Here is an 18,520-nt window from a genome sequence, read left to right on the forward strand (position 1 = left end):
ATCAGATATGAGTACCGTTCAGGATCATAGCCTTTTGTATATGAGTAAACAGGATATTATAGATCTGGGAGGGCTGTATTCAGAGCCATATGTCAAAGCAGTAACCCGTGCATTGGAGCTTCATGCCAAGCGGGATATCGTGCAGCCGTTGAAGCCTTATCTGCGGGTTAACGAGGAGAGCGGTCATATTGCCGATCGCATTATTGCGATGCCTGCGTATGTAGGTGGCGATGTAGCAATTAGTGGTCTCAAGTGGATTGGGAGCAAACATGATAATCCGGCCAAGCGTCACAAGGAACGTGCAAGCGCCCTTATTATCCTTAATGATCCGGAAAGCAACTATCCGGTGGCGGTGATGGAAGGCAGCGTGATCAGCGGGATGCGTACGGCGGCAGTTACAGCCATCGGGGCAAGGTATTTAGCCAGAGAAAGCTTTCGCACAGTGAGCGTGATTGGCTGCGGGGTGATCGCCAGAATGCAGATCACCTCGCTCCTCGAACAATTTGACTCCATTCGGACCATCTATCTGCATGACCTGAATGCCGATACGGCCCGCCAGCTTGCCGATGAAATTGGTTTGCGTTTTGATCAGGTTGAAGTGCTGGTGGAAGATTCGTCAGAACAAGCGGTACGACAAGCGGAAGTACTCGTAACAGCTACGGTAGCCTCATCGCCGCATATTCCGTTTGAATGGATTGCCAAAGGTACATTTGTCAGCAACATCTCGATTATGGATTTGCACAAGGATGTATTTACGCAGGCAGACAAAGTGGTCGTGGACGACTGGGATCAGTCCAACCGGGAGAAAAAGATTATTAATCAGCTGGTGCTGGAAGGCAAATTCTCCCGTGAGCAGCTTCACGCTGAACTCGGCGAGATCCTGATAGGGGAAAAGCCAGGACGCGAACATGAGGAGGAGATTATAGTGCTGAACCCGATGGGGATGGCGATTGAGGATATTTCCAGTGCGGCAGAGATGTACGCAAGAGCAGTTGAACAAGGAAAGGGCACACGTTTATGGTTGTAGAGTTGAATACATGGCGTATGCCTCAGGTTGAGAGAGTTCGTGAGCATCTATTGGCACTGAAAGAACAGCAGAACGAACCGGTATGTGCCTACATCCGGGATGTAACAGCACTCGTCGCTCATGTGCGTCAACGTGTACAATCCATGCCGGAATCTAGTCAGCTGTTCTATGCCATCAAAGCCAACTCGGAAGAAGAGGTGCTTCGAGCGCTGGCCCCTGTAGTACATGGCTTTGAAGTGGCATCTTTGGGCGAGATCATGAAGGTGAGACAAGTCTCTGCCGATATTCCGATTCTGTTTGGTGGACCAGGCAAGACGGAAGCCGAACTGCGTGGTGCGATAGAGCATAAGGTGCAGCTTATCCATGTGGAGAGTATGCACGAGTTGAACAAGCTGAACGAGATTGCCCGTCAAAATGACGTCCGGGTATCCGTTTTGCTGCGGATTAACCTGAAAGGTCCACTGCCGCAGGCGACACTGGCGATGGGCGGTCGTCCGACCCAGTTCGGAATCGACGAGGTCATGCTGCCACAAGTCATGAACCAGTTCCGGCATTTGCCACATATTCAGGTGGAAGGCTTTCATTTTCACTCCCTTTCGAACAACCTGGATGCGGAGCAGCATGTGAAACTGGTTGAGTATTACTGCACCATCGCGCGGGATTGGGCGAGGCAATATGGTTTCACATTTCGGTATTTGAATGCCGGGGGTGGAATTGGTGTGAACTATGCCCATCTGGAGCAACAGTTCGACTGGAACACATTTGTGAATGGGATTGCACCGGTATTGCAAAAGGAACTGCCTTCGGAAACGACTTTGTTGTTCGAATGTGGGCGTTACATTACGGCATCGAGTGGGTATTATGCAACCGAGGTGCTGGACGTTAAAGTCAACCACGGCAAAACATATGTCATCGTGCGTGGCGGTACACATCACTTTCGCCTGCCCGTTTCTTGGCAGCACAGTCATCCGTTCGAGGTGATTGAGGTGGAGAACTGGACGCATCCGTACTATAGACCCGAGGTGAAGGAAGCCGCTTTTACAGTGGCAGGCCAGCTATGTACACCGAAGGATATTTTGGCGAGTGATGTTACATCAGGCAGAGTTCGGGCAGGAGACATTTTGCTGTTCCACTTCGCGGGCGCTTACGGGTGGGCGATCTCGCATCATGACTTTTTGAGTCATCCGCATCCGCAGCACATTTATTTGCAGTAACACATGAACGGTTTGAGGCAGTGAAATCATGGGAGGTGCCATATGAACGGTCTAACAGCAGCATTGGTCAGGTCCGAAGAGTGGATAATGGTGCGACGACGTATCTTCAGGCAATTAGTGGAGTCATTTTTGTATGAGAAAATCTTGAGTGAATCGGTGATCGGGCCTCATGCGGAGGCAGAGTATACCCTGCGAGGGGAGGCGGAGACAGGAGAGCAGGTGGAATACACCTTTTGGGCTGTTCGAAAAGAGAGCTTTGATCGCATTCGGCTGTCAGATAAACCGATTATGCGGATAACATCGATAGATCGAGCTGAAGCGGATTCCATTCCTCGTTTTTTACTGGAGATAGCTGCGCATATTCCCACATCCGAAGCTCAGCTGGCGCAATTCATGGATGAACTTCAACAAACCCATCTGAAGGACACGCTGTCCGTGCGATGGCGTGCTGGTCAGCCCGAACCTCAGGTATCGGATTATGACGAGTGGGAATCTGCCCTGATTGAAGGGCATCCGTATCATCCTTGTTACAAATCCAGAGTTGGATTTACGCTTTCTGACAATGAAGCCTATGGACCGGAGTTCGGGCCGGAATTCAAGTTGGTCTGGATTGCGATGAAACAGGATGCGGCCCAAATATCCATTTCGTCTTCACTGGACACATATGCTGAGTTTATTCATAACGAGCTGGGGCAGGAACTACAGGCATTCAAGTTGATTTTGCAGGAAGTTATCTCAAGTGCGGATTTGAAATTGAGTTCCAATGCCAATGACAATGCAGATGCCGATGCGGATGTTGAGGAGAAGGTGAGTACGGATGGGGCTGTACGTGTGGATGAATATGTATTCGTTCCTGTGCATCCCTGGCAGTGGGAGCGAATCATATCGGTGGCATGTGCGGAGCAACTCAGAACAGGGGAGATTATATATCTGGGTCAAGCAGGTGACACGTACCGTCCTCAACAATCCATTCGCACATTGACGAATGTGAGTCATCGCGATAAACCATATGTCAAACTGCCGCTGAATATGGTGAATACGTCATCCGGCCGAATTCTCGCACAGCACACGATCATGAATGCAGCCCGTATCTCGGACTGGCTTGGTCGTGTGGTGGCAGAGGATACGTTTTTACAGGATGAGCTTGGTCTGATTGTGCTGAAGGAGATTGCGGGGGTATCGTACCATCACCAGAAACTGCCCAATCTGCTGGAGCAAAAAATATACGGATCACTCGGGGCTATCTGGCGGGAAAGTCTGCACCCGCACTTAATGGCAGGAGAAGAGGCTTTGCCATTTAATGCGCTGTGTCATCTCGATCAGCATGGCACTCCGGTCATTAAACCATGGATAAACGAATATGGACTGGATCGCTGGGCCCGGCAATTGCTGAATGTGGCAGTGGTACCGCTGATACATCTGCTGTACGCGCACGGAGCTGCGCTTGAATCGCATGCGCAAAATATGATCATCGTGCTGAAACAGGGATGGCCCAGCCGGATTGCGCTTAAGGATTTCCATGACGGTATCCGTTACTGCCCATCCATTCCTCACCCGTTTGGATACCCGGATATTGAATATCCGCCTGCAAACCATCAGCGGGTGAATCGCAATTCGTTTGTGGAGAAGGAAGATCCTTCCGAGGTGAAGGACTTTATGTTGGACGCGTTGCTTTTTATCAACCTGACCGAAGTGGCATTTTTTCTGGAGAAGCATTTTGGTTTGAGTGAAAAGCAATGGTGGCGCATGGCTGCCGAAGTCATTTTGAATTACCAGGAGCGGTTCCCGGAGTTACAGGCGCGATTTGAACAGTTTGATGTTTTTGCATCCGAGATCGAAGTGGAACAGTTGACCAGACGGCGAATTCATGAAGGGCCGGGGGATTGTGTGCATCGGGTAAATAATCCACTGCATGTCTACAGGCCAGTGCGACAGCACTAATCAGGAGGGGAGGAGAGCATACGCATGGAAAGTAAGAGAATATCTGAATATCGGAGCCATGATGAGGATCAGGATAGACAACCGTTTTGCACAGAGGACTCCACCAGCCAGTTAGAAAATGGTGTTGCAAGTTCTAGACTTGGAGTGGAGAAGGAGCATTGGCTAGATCAGCAAAGAAAACTGTACACCGCAGCGCTGTCTTCACAGCACTTTACGGAGGCACGTAGACGCATATTCAGGCAGTTGGTTGAATCCTTGATGTACGAAGGTGTTATTGCATATAGCTCACGGAAGGAGCAGGGGTTCGACGTTTGGGAAATGGAAGGCATTGGTTTGAACGGCGAACGGGTTATCTACGCATGTAGGGGAACGAGGCATCTGACCTTTGGTCGTTTGCGGTTGAACCATGAACCGATTACAAGACGTGTCTATGTGGATGAGATTCCGGCTTGGGTTTCGGGAAGTAGCAGCATTCAAAAGGGAGAACCTATTCAGGCTGTAGCTGCAGTTGGGCAAGAAGCGGAGTCGATTTCTCTATTTTTGCTGGAAGTCGGACCAGCGATAGGCGCGGATGAAGGGAAGCTGCTACATTTTGTTAAAGAACTGGAGCAGACGCTGATCAATGACACGCTGGCGCGATATGTACGGGCTGAGCGGCAGAATGATTTACATGCTCTTCCCGATGAAGACTGGGAAAGTGGAATTATCGAGGGCCATCCATATCATCCAAGTTATAAATCCCGTATCGGCTTCCGAATCGAAGATCAGCTTGAATATGGACCCGAGTTCGGCGGATGCTTTAAACCGATATGGGTCGGAATTCATAAACAAAACGCACGGATAAGTCATGGTACGAATGAACATGGACCGGCTGCAAGGGAATGGCTTCAGGATCAACTTGGCGAACAAGTGCTGGAACGCTTCCTCACGTCACTACAGGAAATGGGTACTGATCCGGCAGAATATGTGCTGATGCCAGTCCATCCGTGGCAATGGCGAACAACGATCAGTTCCGTTCTTGCCGAAGATATTCGTAACGGAAGCATCGTACCGCTTGGCAGCAGCGAAGATCGGTACACTGCTCAACAGTCGATCCGCACGCTAGCTAACCGATCACGTCCCAATTTACCGTACCTAAAGCTGTCGCTCAGTATGATCAACACATCAACAGGCAGGGTGATCGCCCCACATACGGTGGAGAATGCACCTCTCATTACCGACTGGCTGCAGGGGATTAGCATGCAAGATCCCTATTTGAGAGATGAGCTGCGAGTCATTCTTCTGGGGGAGATTGCTGGCGTTGCATATGATAATCATCAGACACCGGATGCTTTGAAGCCCCTCTCGTATGGTGTGATGTCTTGCATTTGGAGGGAAAGTGTACATTCCCGGCTGGAACCGGGTGAATCAGCGATTCCGTTTAATGCATTAGCTACACTGGACTATGCAGGGCGCCCGATAATTGATCCTTGGGTGAAAAAGCTGGGTTCTGATGAATGGCTTTCCGAGCTGCTGCTGACTGCGGTACGACCGCTCATTCACTGGTTGTTCGCTCATGGGATTGCGCTGGAGTCTCATGCACAGAATATGCTGCTCATTCACCGGGAAGGCAGGCCCTCACGCATTGCGCTGAAGGATTTTCACGATGGAATACGATTTACAAGAGAGGCCCTTGCCGATCCAAAGCTCTGTCCAGCGCTTGTCGAGGTACCGGAATATCACCGCCGTGTGAACCGCAATTCATTCCTGGAGACGGACGAACCGACAGAAGTTCGGGATTTCATACACGATGCCTTTTTCTTTATCAATCTTGGAGAACTGGCTTTGTTCATACAGGAGCATTACGAGGTCAGAGAGCAGACCTTCTGGAACAAAGCTCGTAAGATCATTATCGACTATCAACAGCGTTTTCCTGAATTTCATGAACGTTACGAATTGTATTCCTTGTTTGATCCTGAGATTGGAGTGGAGCAATTGACGAAGCGGCGTTTGTTTCCAGATGATGAATTGCGTATTCATCAGGTTCCAAATCCACTGGCGCACTCGATTATGGATAAATATGGGTTGAATGACGATGGAATAAAAAATAGTATATGAGATCAAAAGAATATTGCATGGACAGAAACTGGAATTGTGGGATATTGTTTTAATAATGATAATCATTATTGATTAGGTTATTAAATAGGATCAGGGGGTTGGATCGAATGCAAGTAGAGAGAAAGAGAATTGGAATGAAATCATGGATACATTTTGCGATGTTGGCCGTACTGATGCTGGTGCTCGCGGGTTGTGGAAATTCGGGATCGGGTGCCGCTAATGGTACTGCAGCGGAAACCGCTCCAACCGAACCAAAGCAAGAAGAAACCGTAGCCAATACTGGAGATACACGTACCGTCAAAGATGCTTATGGTGAGGTACAGGTTCCAACCAATGCAAGTCGAATTGTGGTACTGGACATTGGGGCCTTGGATAATTTGCTCGAGTTAGGCATTACACCTGTGGGCGCACCTTCCATCCTCGCAGCAGGCGATCCATACCCGGCCTATCTGAAAGGCACAGAAGGCATTGAGAATATCGGATCGGTGAATGAACCAAGCCTGGAGGCTATCGATGCACTGAAGCCGGACTTGATCATTGGTAATAAAGATACACATGATGCTATCCATGATCAGTTAAAACAAATCGCGCCTACGGTGTTTGTAGAAACACTCGGGGTTACCTGGAAAGAAAATCTGCAGCTTCATGCCAATGCTGTAAACAAGCTGGAAGATGGCAAGAAGCTGTTGGATACATATCAGCAGCGCATTGAGGAATTGAAATCCACGCTTGCAGGCAAAGATGCCAAGGAAGTATCGCTGTTCCGTCCCCGTGAAGACAAAATTCAGGTCTATCTGAAAGAAACCTTTGCAGGTACGATTATGGAAGATGCCGGAATTATTCGTCCCGCAGCACAGCAGGATGCAGGCTTCTCCAAGGATATTACGGAAGAACAGATTGCTGATCTCGATGGTGACGTAATCTTCTGGTTTAACCGTGAGCCGGATGCGTTCGCCAAACTGGAGAAAAGTAAATTGTGGGCGACGTTGAAAGGAGTTCAAAACCAAGCTGTGCATCCGGTTGATTGGGAGTACTGGATGAGTGGTCTGGGCATTCAGGCTGTAAACAAGGTTGTGGATGACTTGAACACCTATGTAGCCAACTAAACGCAAAATATGCTGCACCTTTTCCAGAGATAGGGGATTGGGAAATCAGCACTATCATTCGCAATTATGCTTCCAAGTGGTCATAGCTTAACTGTAAAATTGGGTCGTCGAATGTGACGATCCAATTTTTCTGATGTTTCTGCATAAGGCTCGTGCCACGTTATATTCGTGCTCTATATTTGATCTTATATAATAGAAGTAAAAATGTTGACAATCCGTTTTTTTAAAATGATTTATACAACTTATTAAAGTACATAAATCAAGCAGCATGCAGGTCGGAGGCTTAAAAATGAACACAAATACCAGGTTTAAAATCACTGGTTTAGCAACCATCATCGTGTTGACACTTCTTGCATTTCTATTCAGCATCATGTATGGCATCGTACAGATTCCATTGCGTTCCGTTGTGGCTGCGTTCTATGCCTTTGACGGATCGCGTGAACACCTGATCATTCAAACCGTTAGGCTGCCAAGAGCGGTTATTGCCGCCGTGGTTGGCAGCTCACTGGCTGTGGCCGGGTGCCTAATGCAGGCGATTAGCCGCAATGCTCTGGCAGGCCCTGAATTGTTCGGCATTAATTATGGCGCGGCACTTACCGCGGTGCTTGCTTCCTTTTGGCTGGGGACGACGTCTCTGCAATTATTTGCATGGTCTGCGCTGTTGGGGGCGGCGGTTGCAGGTGTGCTGGTTTTCCTTCTTAGTTCCACGGGCAGACAACCCTTATCTTCCGTCAAACTAGTTCTGGCAGGGGCTACATTAAATTTGTTATTTGCTTCATTGACACAAGGCATTCTCATCCTGAATGAGCAGTCCCTGGATACGATGCGCTTCTGGTTAGCGGGTTCATTGACAGGCAGAGATCTCGATCTCTTTATTCAAATTCTGCCTTATCTGATCCCTGGCATCGTCGGTTCGTTTGCATTAAGCAGTCAATTGAACATTTTTGGCTTAGGAGATGAAGTGGCTCAAGGATTAGGACAGCGAATGAAGATGATTAGGATCATCTGTATTATCGCCATTGTGCTGCTGGCTGGCAGTGCTGTCGCACTTGCCGGACCTATCGGATTTATCGGGTTAGCCGTTCCGCATATTGCAAGATCGATAACAGGCAGTGACTATCGCTGGGTAGTGCCGTACGCTGCTGTTCTAGGGGCACTACTGCTGCTCACAGCAGATATTGGCGCGAGATTTGTGTTGCCAGGGCAGGAAATTCCTGTTGGGGTGGTCACAGCTTTCTTCGGTGCTCCTTTCCTTATCTATCTGGCGCAAAGAAAGGAGAGATCGATATGATTTCTTCTATTATAAAGAGACGTGCACTCACCATTATTCTGATTCTCTTGTTGTTGAATGTGGGGGTGCTTGTGCTTAATGTGATGTTGGGAGATCGCTCCATCCCTCCGGGAGAAGTATTGCGCAGCCTGATGGGCAGGGGAGATCAGGAATATCACTTCACCATTCATCAGTTAAGGCTGCCCCGGGTACTGATCGGTTTTCTGGTTGGATGCGGTCTAGCATTGGCGGGTACAATCCTACAGGTCATTACGAGGAATCCTCTGGCATCACCTGGCGTAATTGGGCTGAATTCGGGTGCGGCTGCGGCGGTGGTTGCTGTCATGGTGCTGGTTCCTACTTTTCCAATGCGGCATATGCCGTGGATTGCATTCATTGGAGCCTTTCTCGCGGCCACGGTAATCTATGGATTGTCATGGAGAAAAGGAGAGTCAAGTTCCACAGTTCGCATGCTGCTGATTGGTGTGGGCATATCTGCAATGGCTGGCGCATTAATCACGTATTTACTGACGGTGGGCAAAATATTCCGGGTCTCCCAGGCTTCCGTGTGGATGGCAGGCAGTCTATACGGAAGAACGTGGGAACACTTTTGGCCTTTATTACCGTGGCTGCTCATCCTGTTTCTTCTATTAATATGGATGGCCAGATGGCTGGATATGTTTCTGCTGGATGTCCAGTCGGCTGCTGGATTGGGTCTGCGGGTGGAGAGCATGCGGGTGTTGTTCCTTCTGATGAGTGTAGGGCTCGCCGGGTCTGCGGTGTCGATGGCAGGAACGATTGGCTTTGTTGGCTTAATGGCTCCTCACATGGCAAGACATCTAGCGGGCAGCCGGAGTCTGATTCGTTTGCCGATTGCGGCGTTGCTTGGAGGACTGATCGTCATGCTCGCAGATCTCGCCGGACGTACATGGTTCGCTCCGTATGAGATTCCAGCTGGATTAATTACGGCGATTATCGGGGCTCCATATATGATGTATTTGCTGTTACGACGCAGAGGGATATAATGAAGTAAAGGATTCAGAATGCAAGAAAGGCTGGTGCATTTTTTCATGCCATCATATGTGAACGAAGCCAATCTAATCTATCTTTTATCTTCAGTACGTAAACGAAAGTTTCCCATGACCCGACAAGCCAAGCATGTTCGGGTTCCTGTATACATATTATGCTTTATTACAGAGGGCGAAGGAGTTGTTGTGCTGGATGGTGCGCTCCAGAAGGTTCGTCCTCTCCAGTTATATTTGCTTGTACCCGGCATGATTGTGGAATTCCCGGAACAAGGTAGTACGTTTGAATATTATGGTATATGGTTTGAACCGATTAGGTTAACCAAAACCAGAGGTAGATATGAAGCATTGCCTTCCTTGTCCTTATCTGGTGCACTCTCACCAGGGCATATTCCCGTGCATCATCCACAACAGATCCTCCAACAGATCGTGCAGTTGTATCATCACAGTGGGCAGGAACGAAATCGGGATTCATTGAAGTTGAGAATTCAGTTAGAGCAATTGATCCAAGATATTATGAAGAATGAACCGGAACAGCAGAGTACCGTAATGGATGAACGGGTTGAACGGAGCATCCTTTATATGGAGCAGCACTATACGGACAAAGTAAGCATTGAACAGCTGGCTGAAGCAGCAGGTGGCATGCCGCCGGTTGCTTTTTCACGTTTGTTCCGAAGCGAAACAGGTCTGCCTCCAGTCGAGTACCTAAGCAACGTGCGCATGACCCGGGCCAAGCAGATGCTGAATACGAAGAATAGTCGAGTGAAAGAAGTCGCAGCTGCGGTTGGTTTTCGAAGTGAATTTTACTTTAGTCGCATGTTTCAGCGCATGGTGGGTGTATCTCCTACATTATATATGAAGCGAGGCAAGTTAAAGGTGGCTGTAGCATCCTCGCTCGGATTCGACGACCATCTGAAATCAGTTGGAATTGAGCCGGTCTGTGTGGTGGATTTATTCCAGTATCCAGGTCAGAGCAATGAACAGTATGCGGAACAATTGCACAGACAACTGCTGGAATTGGAGCAGTCCAATCCAGATATGATCATTGCCGATCATTATCATACAGAGTTCAGAGAGCAGTTTAAACAAACCGCTGCGCCTGTATTTCTGGATTTCTCTGTGTGGGACTGGAAAGGAAACTTTGAGAAAATTGCCGAGTTGGTGAACCGGGAACGCGAAGCTGTGGAGATGCTGACACGTCTGGATGTGCAGACTGAGACAACAGGCCAGACATTGCGCCGGATACTGGGCCAGGAACGGATGACCATCATGCAAGTGAGCCACAGGACGATTGGCATTCAGGGCAGGGTGAATCATCCGCTCAATGAATTGGTATACGGCGAGCTGGGCCTGCGCCCATGTAATCAGGCTCCAGCAGAACTGTGGCGTATGGAGCTGCAACCGGAGGCCATGCCTGTATTGGAGACGGAACATTTGTTAATTCATCATCATCATATTCTAGCAGGTAGTGACAAAATGTATGATGAGTTAACCAGAACGCCCGTATGGCCCCAGATTCCGGCGGTGAAGGATGGAAAAGTTAAGCGTATTCCCAATTGGTTTGTGATGAGCTGGACTCCGTTGGGTAGACAGCGGATTATGAATGAATTGATGGCAGCCGTGGGTGAACCTCAAGACCGATAAACACCGCTGAACTGCTAGCATTTCAACAGGGAAGCTGCAGCAATAGGCAAACTACTTATGTCAGGGAGAGTGAAGAAAATGAGACGGATTGGGCAAGGACGAACGGCTGAGATCTATGAGTACCCATCAAATCAGATTATGAAATTATACCATGCGGATTTTCCAACCGAAGCTGTCCAGAATGAGTTTCGAATTACCGAGGCAGTATTCCAAAAGGGCTTACCTGTGCCACAGGCAAGATTGTTTAAGGATGATGTATCGCGTAAAGGGATTATATTTGAACGGATCGAAGGCAATACGATGTTATCCCTCATGATTCAAAAACCCGCTCTGATCGAAGAACTATCGCGTCAAATGGCAGTCTGTCATCATAGCCTTCACGTTCAGCAGGACGATGAAGGAATACTTCCCACACAAAAGCAGATTCTTACTGGAGCCATTCGAAATACCTCTCTGTTGTCGGAAGAGGATAAGACGCAGGTTATCAATTATATGTCCGCTCTTCCAGAGCGAAAGCAAATTTGTCATGGCGACTTTCATCCCGATAATGTCATGTTGAATGAAACGAAAGATCGATATTGGGTTATAGATTGGATGACAGGCATGTCGGGTGATCCGGCGGGTGATGTGGCACGAAGCTGGGTAATATTAATGAGCGGCACGTTGCCGGAGGATACAGACCCGGCTGTTCATAAAGGATTTGAATTGGCTCGCAATGTAATGCTTAATCACTATATCCAACATTACATCCAGATTTCCGGGATATCCCGCCAGGAGTTTGAAGCTTGGATTTTGCCTGTCGCGGCTGCACGTCTAGACGAAAGGTTACCTGCAGTGGAAGAGGATCAGTTAATTAAGCTTGTGCAGGATCGTATTCGTCTGCTGAAATGACCTATATAGATTAACTAACAAGGATAACGAGGTGAAGAAAGCAATGCTGAACGCATTAAAGGTCATACAATCTTACAAGTCAGGCCATCTCCCGGAGGCAGAGCAGCCTCTTTGGTTGCAGCTGCTGGCAGCGGCAGAGCAGCCGAATATTAACCTGGAACGCATTCATTCCATAGCTGAGCTGGAAGGTACAAATCCGGTACTGGATTACGTAGAACGCACACTCCAGGTGCTGGAGCAGCTTCAAGTTTCTTTTTGGATGCGAGAAATTCTGGAGGATGTGCTGGTCTGGTCGGAAACGGCAAAGGCAGGATCACCGAAACAGCGGCGAAAATGGCAGAAACAGGGGATTAACCTGTTCGTGCACAATGTGGGTTCAGCACAGCTATATGACATGTATGGAAGTGTTGGAAATTTGCATGGCAAGCAAGGCCATCGTGAGGAGGAACATTCATCTCGATCAGAATCCTCGCGTGATTTATCAAATGATGATCCAAGCGGTAGTACACAAATTGTGCAAACAGCTTATGGTTCACTCCCACCTCGGTATGAGATCATTCGTACCCTTATTGCCACACACGGACTTATTGGTCAGTACATAAGAGGAGAAATCCCATTTGCCGAAAATGCCCCGCTGCACTCGTTCATAACGCAAGGCTGGATCACCGCAGATGAATTGCAGGCCATCCTGATCGCATTAAATGAATGCATCATTGCTGGCGTTGATCCAGCGTTGTGGAATCAAGTTCAGGCTGAAGTGCAGCGTATCGTAGGTTGGATCATTACAGAGCCGGATCATACAGACTGGAATGTGAAGGAGCGGCTGTCACGCTTGCGGAGCTCGTCTATCCGTCAGGGAGAAGCGATGGATGAAGCATATGCCAAACTTCAAGTCCAGCTTGAGATAGAGAAAATTCTTGCTCCTTTGGCTCATCGGACCTTATGGTATGTGGAGTCAGCGATGCACGATTTTTCGTTGCAGGAGATGGTTAAGATTTTCCTTTTGACGCTGCGCAGTGAAGCTATGGTGGTATCTGGGGATGACTTGATGAAGAACAGCACAGGCACAGGCAGATTAACCGAAGAAGAAGCGGTGGGCTTGAATTCGACTTCGCAGGAGCAACAATTGGATGTGGTAAGGCATATCAGCTTCGAACCATTAATGAACACGATGTATTACGACTACAAAGGTGTCAAGAAACTGAATATTTACAAGAAACGAATGATTGAAAAGTATTTGGAGCAATATTCGTGGGAGCAGATTGAAGCAGGTGAGACGATTACTTACCCTCATTTGACACATCGGATTGAACGGCACCCGGATTTGCGGGATACGGTGTTTGTGACATTTGAATTTTCCCTGGCGGCTGAGAAGCTGATTGCATTCTGTATTGAGGCAGAAAAGTCCCCGTTATACGAGAAGGCTGTGCTGTTGTTATTTGACCTGTTCGGATTGCGTCGGGATGCGTATGATCGATTCCATAATGAAGAGACGTATCTGGCCGACATGAACAGCTCAGGTGATTACAAGAAAGTACTGTTGGATTATATGGTTGGCAAACGAGTGCTCGATATCGGTCCCGGTGGTGGAATCTTGCTCGATCTGATTGAGCAGGAGCGACCTGAGATGGAACCAATCGGCATTGATATTTCAGCGAATGTCATTGAGGCGTTGGAGCGCAAGAAGCAGCGGGAGGCACATCGCTGGCAAGTATTGAAGGGGGATGCTCTCCAACTGGATCAATACGTGCAGCCAGGTACTGTAGATACGGTTATTTTTTCATCTATTCTGCATGAACTGTATTCGTATATTGAACGTGACGGACGCAGATTCAACAGCGATACAGTCGTTGCTGCGCTAGGAAGTTCGTTTAATGTGTTGTCACCCGGGGGCCGGATTCTGATCAGGGATGGTATCATGACTGAACCCGAAGCACAGAAGCGACGGATTCGTTTCCTTGAACCCGATGGGATGCGATGGCTGGAGCGGTACGCGCAGGATTTCCAGGGACGCAGCATTGAATTTGAGCGGATCTCCGAGAATGAGGCGCTGCTGGATATCAACGATGCGATGGAATTTCTGTACACCTATACATGGGGCGAAGAAGCATATGTTCATGAGATTCAGGAGCAATTCGGCATATTTACCCCATCGGCATATGAGCACTGTATTCGCGAAGCGCTCGGTGAGCAAGCCGAGATTATTACATTCCGGCACTTCCTTCAAGAAGGATATACAGAGGCGCTTGGAGAACGAATACTATTTATGGATGAACAGGGTCAACCTACACCTTTGCCAGACAGCACCTGCCTGATTGTGATTGAAAAGAAGAAAGGAATGGCGGACAGATGACGAATGAAGCCAACACGGCTTTATATTTTGTAAGGCATGCGGAATCTGAATATATCGAAGGGCAGGAACGCGAGCGAGGTCTAACGGAACAAGGGAAGAGAGACGCGGCTAGTGTTGCGGGTTTGCTCCATCGGGAGCAGATCCAGTTGTTTTATTCCAGTCCGTATAGACGGGCCGTGGATACGATTCAGGGGTTGGCCGAAGTGTCAGGTGGCATTGTGGTCACCGAAGAGGATTTACGTGAGCGTGGGCTGTCAGGTCCTGAAGTGAAGCATGAACATTTTCGGGAAGCCAAACAAAGGCTCTATGATGATCCTGCATTTGCTTATCCAGGCGGTGAATCCGGCGAAGTCGCTGGGGCACGGGCAATTGCTGTTATCCAGCGAATTCTGGATAGGCATGCGGGACAAAAAATAGTGATTGGCATTCATGGGGATATCATGACGTTGATTTTCAATTATTATGATCCATCTTATGGTTATGACTTCTGGGCAAACACAACGATGCCGGACATCTACAAGCTTGAGTTCGATCGTGATAGTAGGCTGGTTCAGGTAACACGATTGTGGGAAGAACAGGTTTAGGTTCTCTAGGTAACACGTTCTAACGACGCTAGGAGGCGATGATACTGAACCTCAAGTTGGTAGAGTCCTTTATGGAGCAACAAATCCGTTTTAATGACAATAAAAGTTTATTTTATAATCGGGGCAAGTCTGCATTAGGGCCATCTCCGCGAACGTTGTGCTGGCTATTGGAATATCGCGCTCAAGTGTCAAAAGCATTAGAACATATTTTTAAAGATCGTTTATTGAATCATTTTACAATTAAACTAGCAGAGCGAGGAATTCGCCAGTTTATCCAGGTGAATCAGTTTATGCAGTTTACGAGCAAAGACAAGTTGCAATTGGCAGAATTTTATAAGGATCAATTTATGCGGATCTGGTCTCTTTTGCAGAACGAGGAGGCAGGGGAAGAGGTAGTGCAGCAATTTTTCCAGAAGCATTATCAACAGTTAAGAACATTTCTAATACAGACCAACGGCGAGGAATTGTTTAAAAAATATACGATGGATCCACATCTGTTCTGGGTGCCTTGCGAGGAGTATTCGGCAGCTCTGCAGGTATCCTGGCTCGGCTTGGATATAAAGCGCCTGCATCCACCGGTGCTTGATCTTGGCTGCGGTCCGCAAGCCAATTTGGTCCATTTTTTACGTAGAAAAAAGATAGAAGCTTATGGGATGGACAGACAGGTGGAGGAATCGGAAGATCGGCCGTTTTTGCGACGTATGGGCTGGATAGAATCTTCATTTGAACAAGAACAGTGGGGGACAATAATATCCCATTTGGCATTTTCCAACCATTTTACACATCATCATCTCAAGGCAGATGGCGAACCAGAAGCATACGCTCAGAAATATATGGAGCTGTTAAGAGCGCTAAAACCAGGAGGTTCCTTCTTCTATGCGCCGAGTGTTCCTTTCATAGAGTCATTCGTAGATCAACTTCCCCAGTACTTTGTATGTCGAACCTGGATCACACCAACACAGCAAATGACGCGAATTACGCGGCTGGATTAGATGAAAAAGGGGAGAGTCGAATGAAAATTACGTTTATGCCTAATACGTACACTGTTGAAGAGCTGAAAGTCCCTGAATTGCACGATCGAACGTACTGCATATTTGATCTAGAGGGCACAGGGATCGATCCGGCTGAGGAGAGTGTGACTCAATTTGGTGCGATGTATTACAAAAAAGGAGAATCATTAGATTCATCGTTTACTTCACTTGTACTTGCGTCTAAACCGATTCCAGAAGCGGTCGCGAAGTTAACGGGCATTTCAAATGAGGATATGATCCAGGCTCCTTCGTTCGCAGAAGCATACCACGCTTTCCTGGCATTCATCGGGGATAAGGTATTAGTCACGCAAGCGGGGTATGAGTATGATTTACCCATTTTGAAACGACATTGTGATATGAATGGGCTACCGATGTTTACCAATCCGGTGTTGGATACAAAAGCGATGTTTACATATATTCATCCTGAAATCTCCGAGGTCATCTCTACCGATTTCCTGATCCAGTATTATGACCTGAATACAGACGGAATTCACAGGCACAATGCCTTGGCCGATTGTGGTGTGATTGCTCGTATATTTGAACATGTCCTGAACGAATATCAGGATCTTGCATTGGAACATTTTACTGCGGATAGGGAACGTGAGATGAAGCGTTTTGTGATTCCCGAGATGTATTTAACAGCACCGATCGGAGGAGGGAAGCCAGATGAGTAGAGTGGATGCGGATAAATTGCTGGCTGATATGAATGAAGGGCGGATTCTTAGTCAGCAGACATTCGAAGGACTGGATGTGGAAGCCTATCTGGATCAACGGGATGCTTCCGAATTTGCCGATGAGTGGATGCAGGCATTTGAACGGTTTGCTCAGTCTGACGTCGTGGAAGAAGAGGTGCTTCGTGCATGCAGGGAACTGGCTTTCAAACGAACGATTGCTCTTGCGGGCGATCCTGAACTGGCGGGATATGTCAGTGATGATATTGGGTTGATTGGTGCTGCTCTATTACAGGACGAAATGAAGGATTTATTTGTTATACATTTACTTGAACGTTATCAACAAGGTACATTGCCCCTGCGTTAAGCGGGGGTGACGGTTGTATATTCTTTTCGTTTGTATAAAAAAATAGCTTCGAATGTGTATTGTGAGTTTTGCACAGCATAAGGTACAATTCATCTAAGCATTGAGTGAGAATGATAATCATTATTCATGGAACATATTCTCACCGATACAACAACAGATTACATAGGGGTGAAGGGTATCATGGTAAGGTTCAGTAAAGGCTTCAAAGGGCGGACGATCATACTGCTACTCATGGTTGTAGTTATATCGGGCTGTAGTGCAAATTCTGAGTCAAAAGCAGAAGAGGCTCCTGCATCTGAGTCCACGGTATCGGATGGCAGTACATCTGAAACAACAGAAAAAGAAGCAGAGACACGTGTCGTTCAGGATGAATTTGGTGATGTGACGATTCCGGTGCATCCGCAGCGGATTGCTGGTATCTATGTGGAAGATTATCTCAAGGCTCTCGATATCACACCTGTAGTACAGTGGTATAATCCGATGTGGGGTGTGCAGGAATATCTGGATCTGGATGTGCCTCAATTCGATACTACAGGTAGCATTGAGGCTTTGTTGGAGTATGATCCGGATCTCATCATTGTGGATGGCGGAGCGGACATGGAGAAATATGAGATGTATTCAAAGGTGGCACCGACGTATCGTCTGCCTGAAGATATTTTGCAGGATTCCAATCAAATCTTGACGACTATTGCAGATGTTGTCGGTAAACCGGACAAGGGTAAAGAAGTTGTTGCGACATTTGAGGCTAAGATTGCAGATGCTAAGGCGAAACTTCAGGAAGCCGTTGGGGATGAAACCGTAGCGGTTGTCCGATTGAATATCAGCAACAATACATTGGCATTGTTCGGTGTGAAAAATCGATTTACGGGATTTCTTTATTCGGAGCTTGGTCTAACACCTCATCCACTGGTCGCCAACATGGAAGAATATCAGGAAATTCTGTCCGAAGAGGCTTTTCCAGAGCTTGATGCGGATCATATTATTGTATTTCCATCCAATGGAGAGTGGTCATCTCCAGAGAACAAGGAAGCTTTGAAGGTGCTCGATAGCAAGTTGTGGAAATCTCTTCCGGCAGTCAAAAACAACCATGTGTACATGATGGAAAGATCGTATTGGCAATCAGGTGCGATTACCGCAAACACAATGAAGATTGATGATCTCTTGCAAAAAATGACGCCATAAGCCCTTTTCCATAAGAAAGTTCTTCCCTCAGGGTTGAAGAGCTTTCTTTTTTCGTTTACACTATTGTAAATGATAACAATTCTCAATTAAGGAAGATGAATATGTGTCCCACGATTG

At 47.6% G+C, this 18,520-nt stretch carries 15 protein-coding genes; all 15 read left to right on the forward strand.

Going from position 1 to position 18,520, the window contains the following annotated elements; genetic code table 11:
- Positions 1–7 precede the first annotated feature (7 nt).
- The 15 genes from sbnB (at position 8) to BMY78_RS08490 (ending at position 18,403) form a co-directional block, all read left to right on the forward strand.
- On the forward strand, positions 8–1,027 hold the full coding sequence (gene sbnB, locus BMY78_RS08420; protein ID WP_090896648.1) for a 2,3-diaminopropionate biosynthesis protein SbnB: 1,020 nt from the start codon (positions 8–10) through the stop codon (positions 1,025–1,027).
- Positions 1,018–2,241 carry a type III PLP-dependent enzyme gene (locus BMY78_RS08425; RefSeq protein WP_256222006.1) on the forward strand — a complete coding sequence of 408 codons (1,224 nt, stop codon included), beginning with the start codon at positions 1,018–1,020 and terminating at the stop codon, positions 2,239–2,241. Before sbnB ends, BMY78_RS08425 begins: the two co-directional genes overlap by 10 nt.
- A gap of 42 nt (positions 2,242–2,283) precedes the next feature.
- A complete protein-coding gene (locus BMY78_RS08430; protein WP_090896652.1) occupies positions 2,284–4,182 on the forward strand; it encodes an IucA/IucC family protein in 1,899 nt (632 codons plus the stop codon).
- A 24-nt stretch (positions 4,183–4,206) separates the two neighbouring features.
- Positions 4,207–6,279 carry an IucA/IucC family protein gene (locus tag BMY78_RS08435; RefSeq protein WP_090896657.1) on the forward strand — a complete coding sequence of 691 codons (2,073 nt, stop codon included), beginning with the start codon at positions 4,207–4,209 and terminating at the stop codon, positions 6,277–6,279.
- Between the two features lie 134 nt (positions 6,280–6,413).
- Positions 6,414–7,385, forward strand: a complete 972-nt coding sequence (locus tag BMY78_RS08440; RefSeq protein WP_177185678.1) for an ABC transporter substrate-binding protein — start codon at positions 6,414–6,416, stop codon at positions 7,383–7,385.
- Between the two features lie 289 nt (positions 7,386–7,674).
- The gene (locus tag BMY78_RS08445; RefSeq protein ID WP_090896661.1) at positions 7,675–8,676 is read left to right on the forward strand and encodes a FecCD family ABC transporter permease; all 1,002 of its coding nucleotides are present in this window, start codon (positions 7,675–7,677) and stop codon (positions 8,674–8,676) included.
- Entirely contained in the window at positions 8,673–9,680 is a 1,008-nt protein-coding gene (locus BMY78_RS08450; protein ID WP_090896664.1) for a FecCD family ABC transporter permease, read from the forward strand. The genes BMY78_RS08445 and BMY78_RS08450 overlap by 4 nt, the downstream gene beginning before the upstream one ends.
- A 45-nt stretch (positions 9,681–9,725) precedes the next feature.
- Entirely contained in the window at positions 9,726–11,324 is a 1,599-nt protein-coding gene (locus BMY78_RS08455) for a helix-turn-helix domain-containing protein (RefSeq protein ID WP_177185679.1), read from the forward strand.
- Between the two features lie 78 nt (positions 11,325–11,402).
- The gene (locus tag BMY78_RS08460) at positions 11,403–12,215 is read left to right on the forward strand and encodes a phosphotransferase family protein (protein WP_177185680.1); all 813 of its coding nucleotides are present in this window, start codon (positions 11,403–11,405) and stop codon (positions 12,213–12,215) included.
- Between the two features lie 43 nt (positions 12,216–12,258).
- On the forward strand, positions 12,259–14,568 hold the full coding sequence (locus BMY78_RS08465; protein ID WP_090896678.1) for a class I SAM-dependent methyltransferase: 2,310 nt from the start codon (positions 12,259–12,261) through the stop codon (positions 14,566–14,568).
- Entirely contained in the window at positions 14,565–15,152 is a 588-nt protein-coding gene (locus BMY78_RS08470) for a histidine phosphatase family protein (RefSeq protein ID WP_090896682.1), read from the forward strand. Before BMY78_RS08465 ends, BMY78_RS08470 begins: the two co-directional genes overlap by 4 nt.
- 38 nt (positions 15,153–15,190) lie before the next feature.
- Positions 15,191–16,144: a class I SAM-dependent methyltransferase gene (locus BMY78_RS08475; protein WP_090896687.1), complete on the forward strand. Its 954-nt coding sequence runs from the start codon at positions 15,191–15,193 to the stop codon at positions 16,142–16,144.
- 20 nt (positions 16,145–16,164) lie between these two features.
- Positions 16,165–16,857: a 3'-5' exonuclease gene (locus BMY78_RS08480; RefSeq protein ID WP_177185681.1), complete on the forward strand. Its 693-nt coding sequence runs from the start codon at positions 16,165–16,167 to the stop codon at positions 16,855–16,857.
- Positions 16,850–17,221 carry a hypothetical protein gene (locus BMY78_RS08485; RefSeq protein WP_090896693.1) on the forward strand — a complete coding sequence of 124 codons (372 nt, stop codon included), beginning with the start codon at positions 16,850–16,852 and terminating at the stop codon, positions 17,219–17,221. Before BMY78_RS08480 ends, BMY78_RS08485 begins: the two co-directional genes overlap by 8 nt.
- Before the next feature lie 180 nt (positions 17,222–17,401).
- Positions 17,402–18,403 (forward strand): ABC transporter substrate-binding protein, encoded by a 1,002-nt coding sequence (locus BMY78_RS08490; RefSeq protein ID WP_090896697.1) that lies wholly within the window; start codon positions 17,402–17,404, stop codon positions 18,401–18,403.
- Positions 18,404–18,520 lie beyond the last annotated feature (117 nt).

The sequence above is a fragment of the Paenibacillus sp. OK076 genome (assembly GCF_900110055.1).
Taxonomy (GTDB): Bacteria; Bacillota; Bacilli; order Paenibacillales; family Paenibacillaceae; genus Paenibacillus.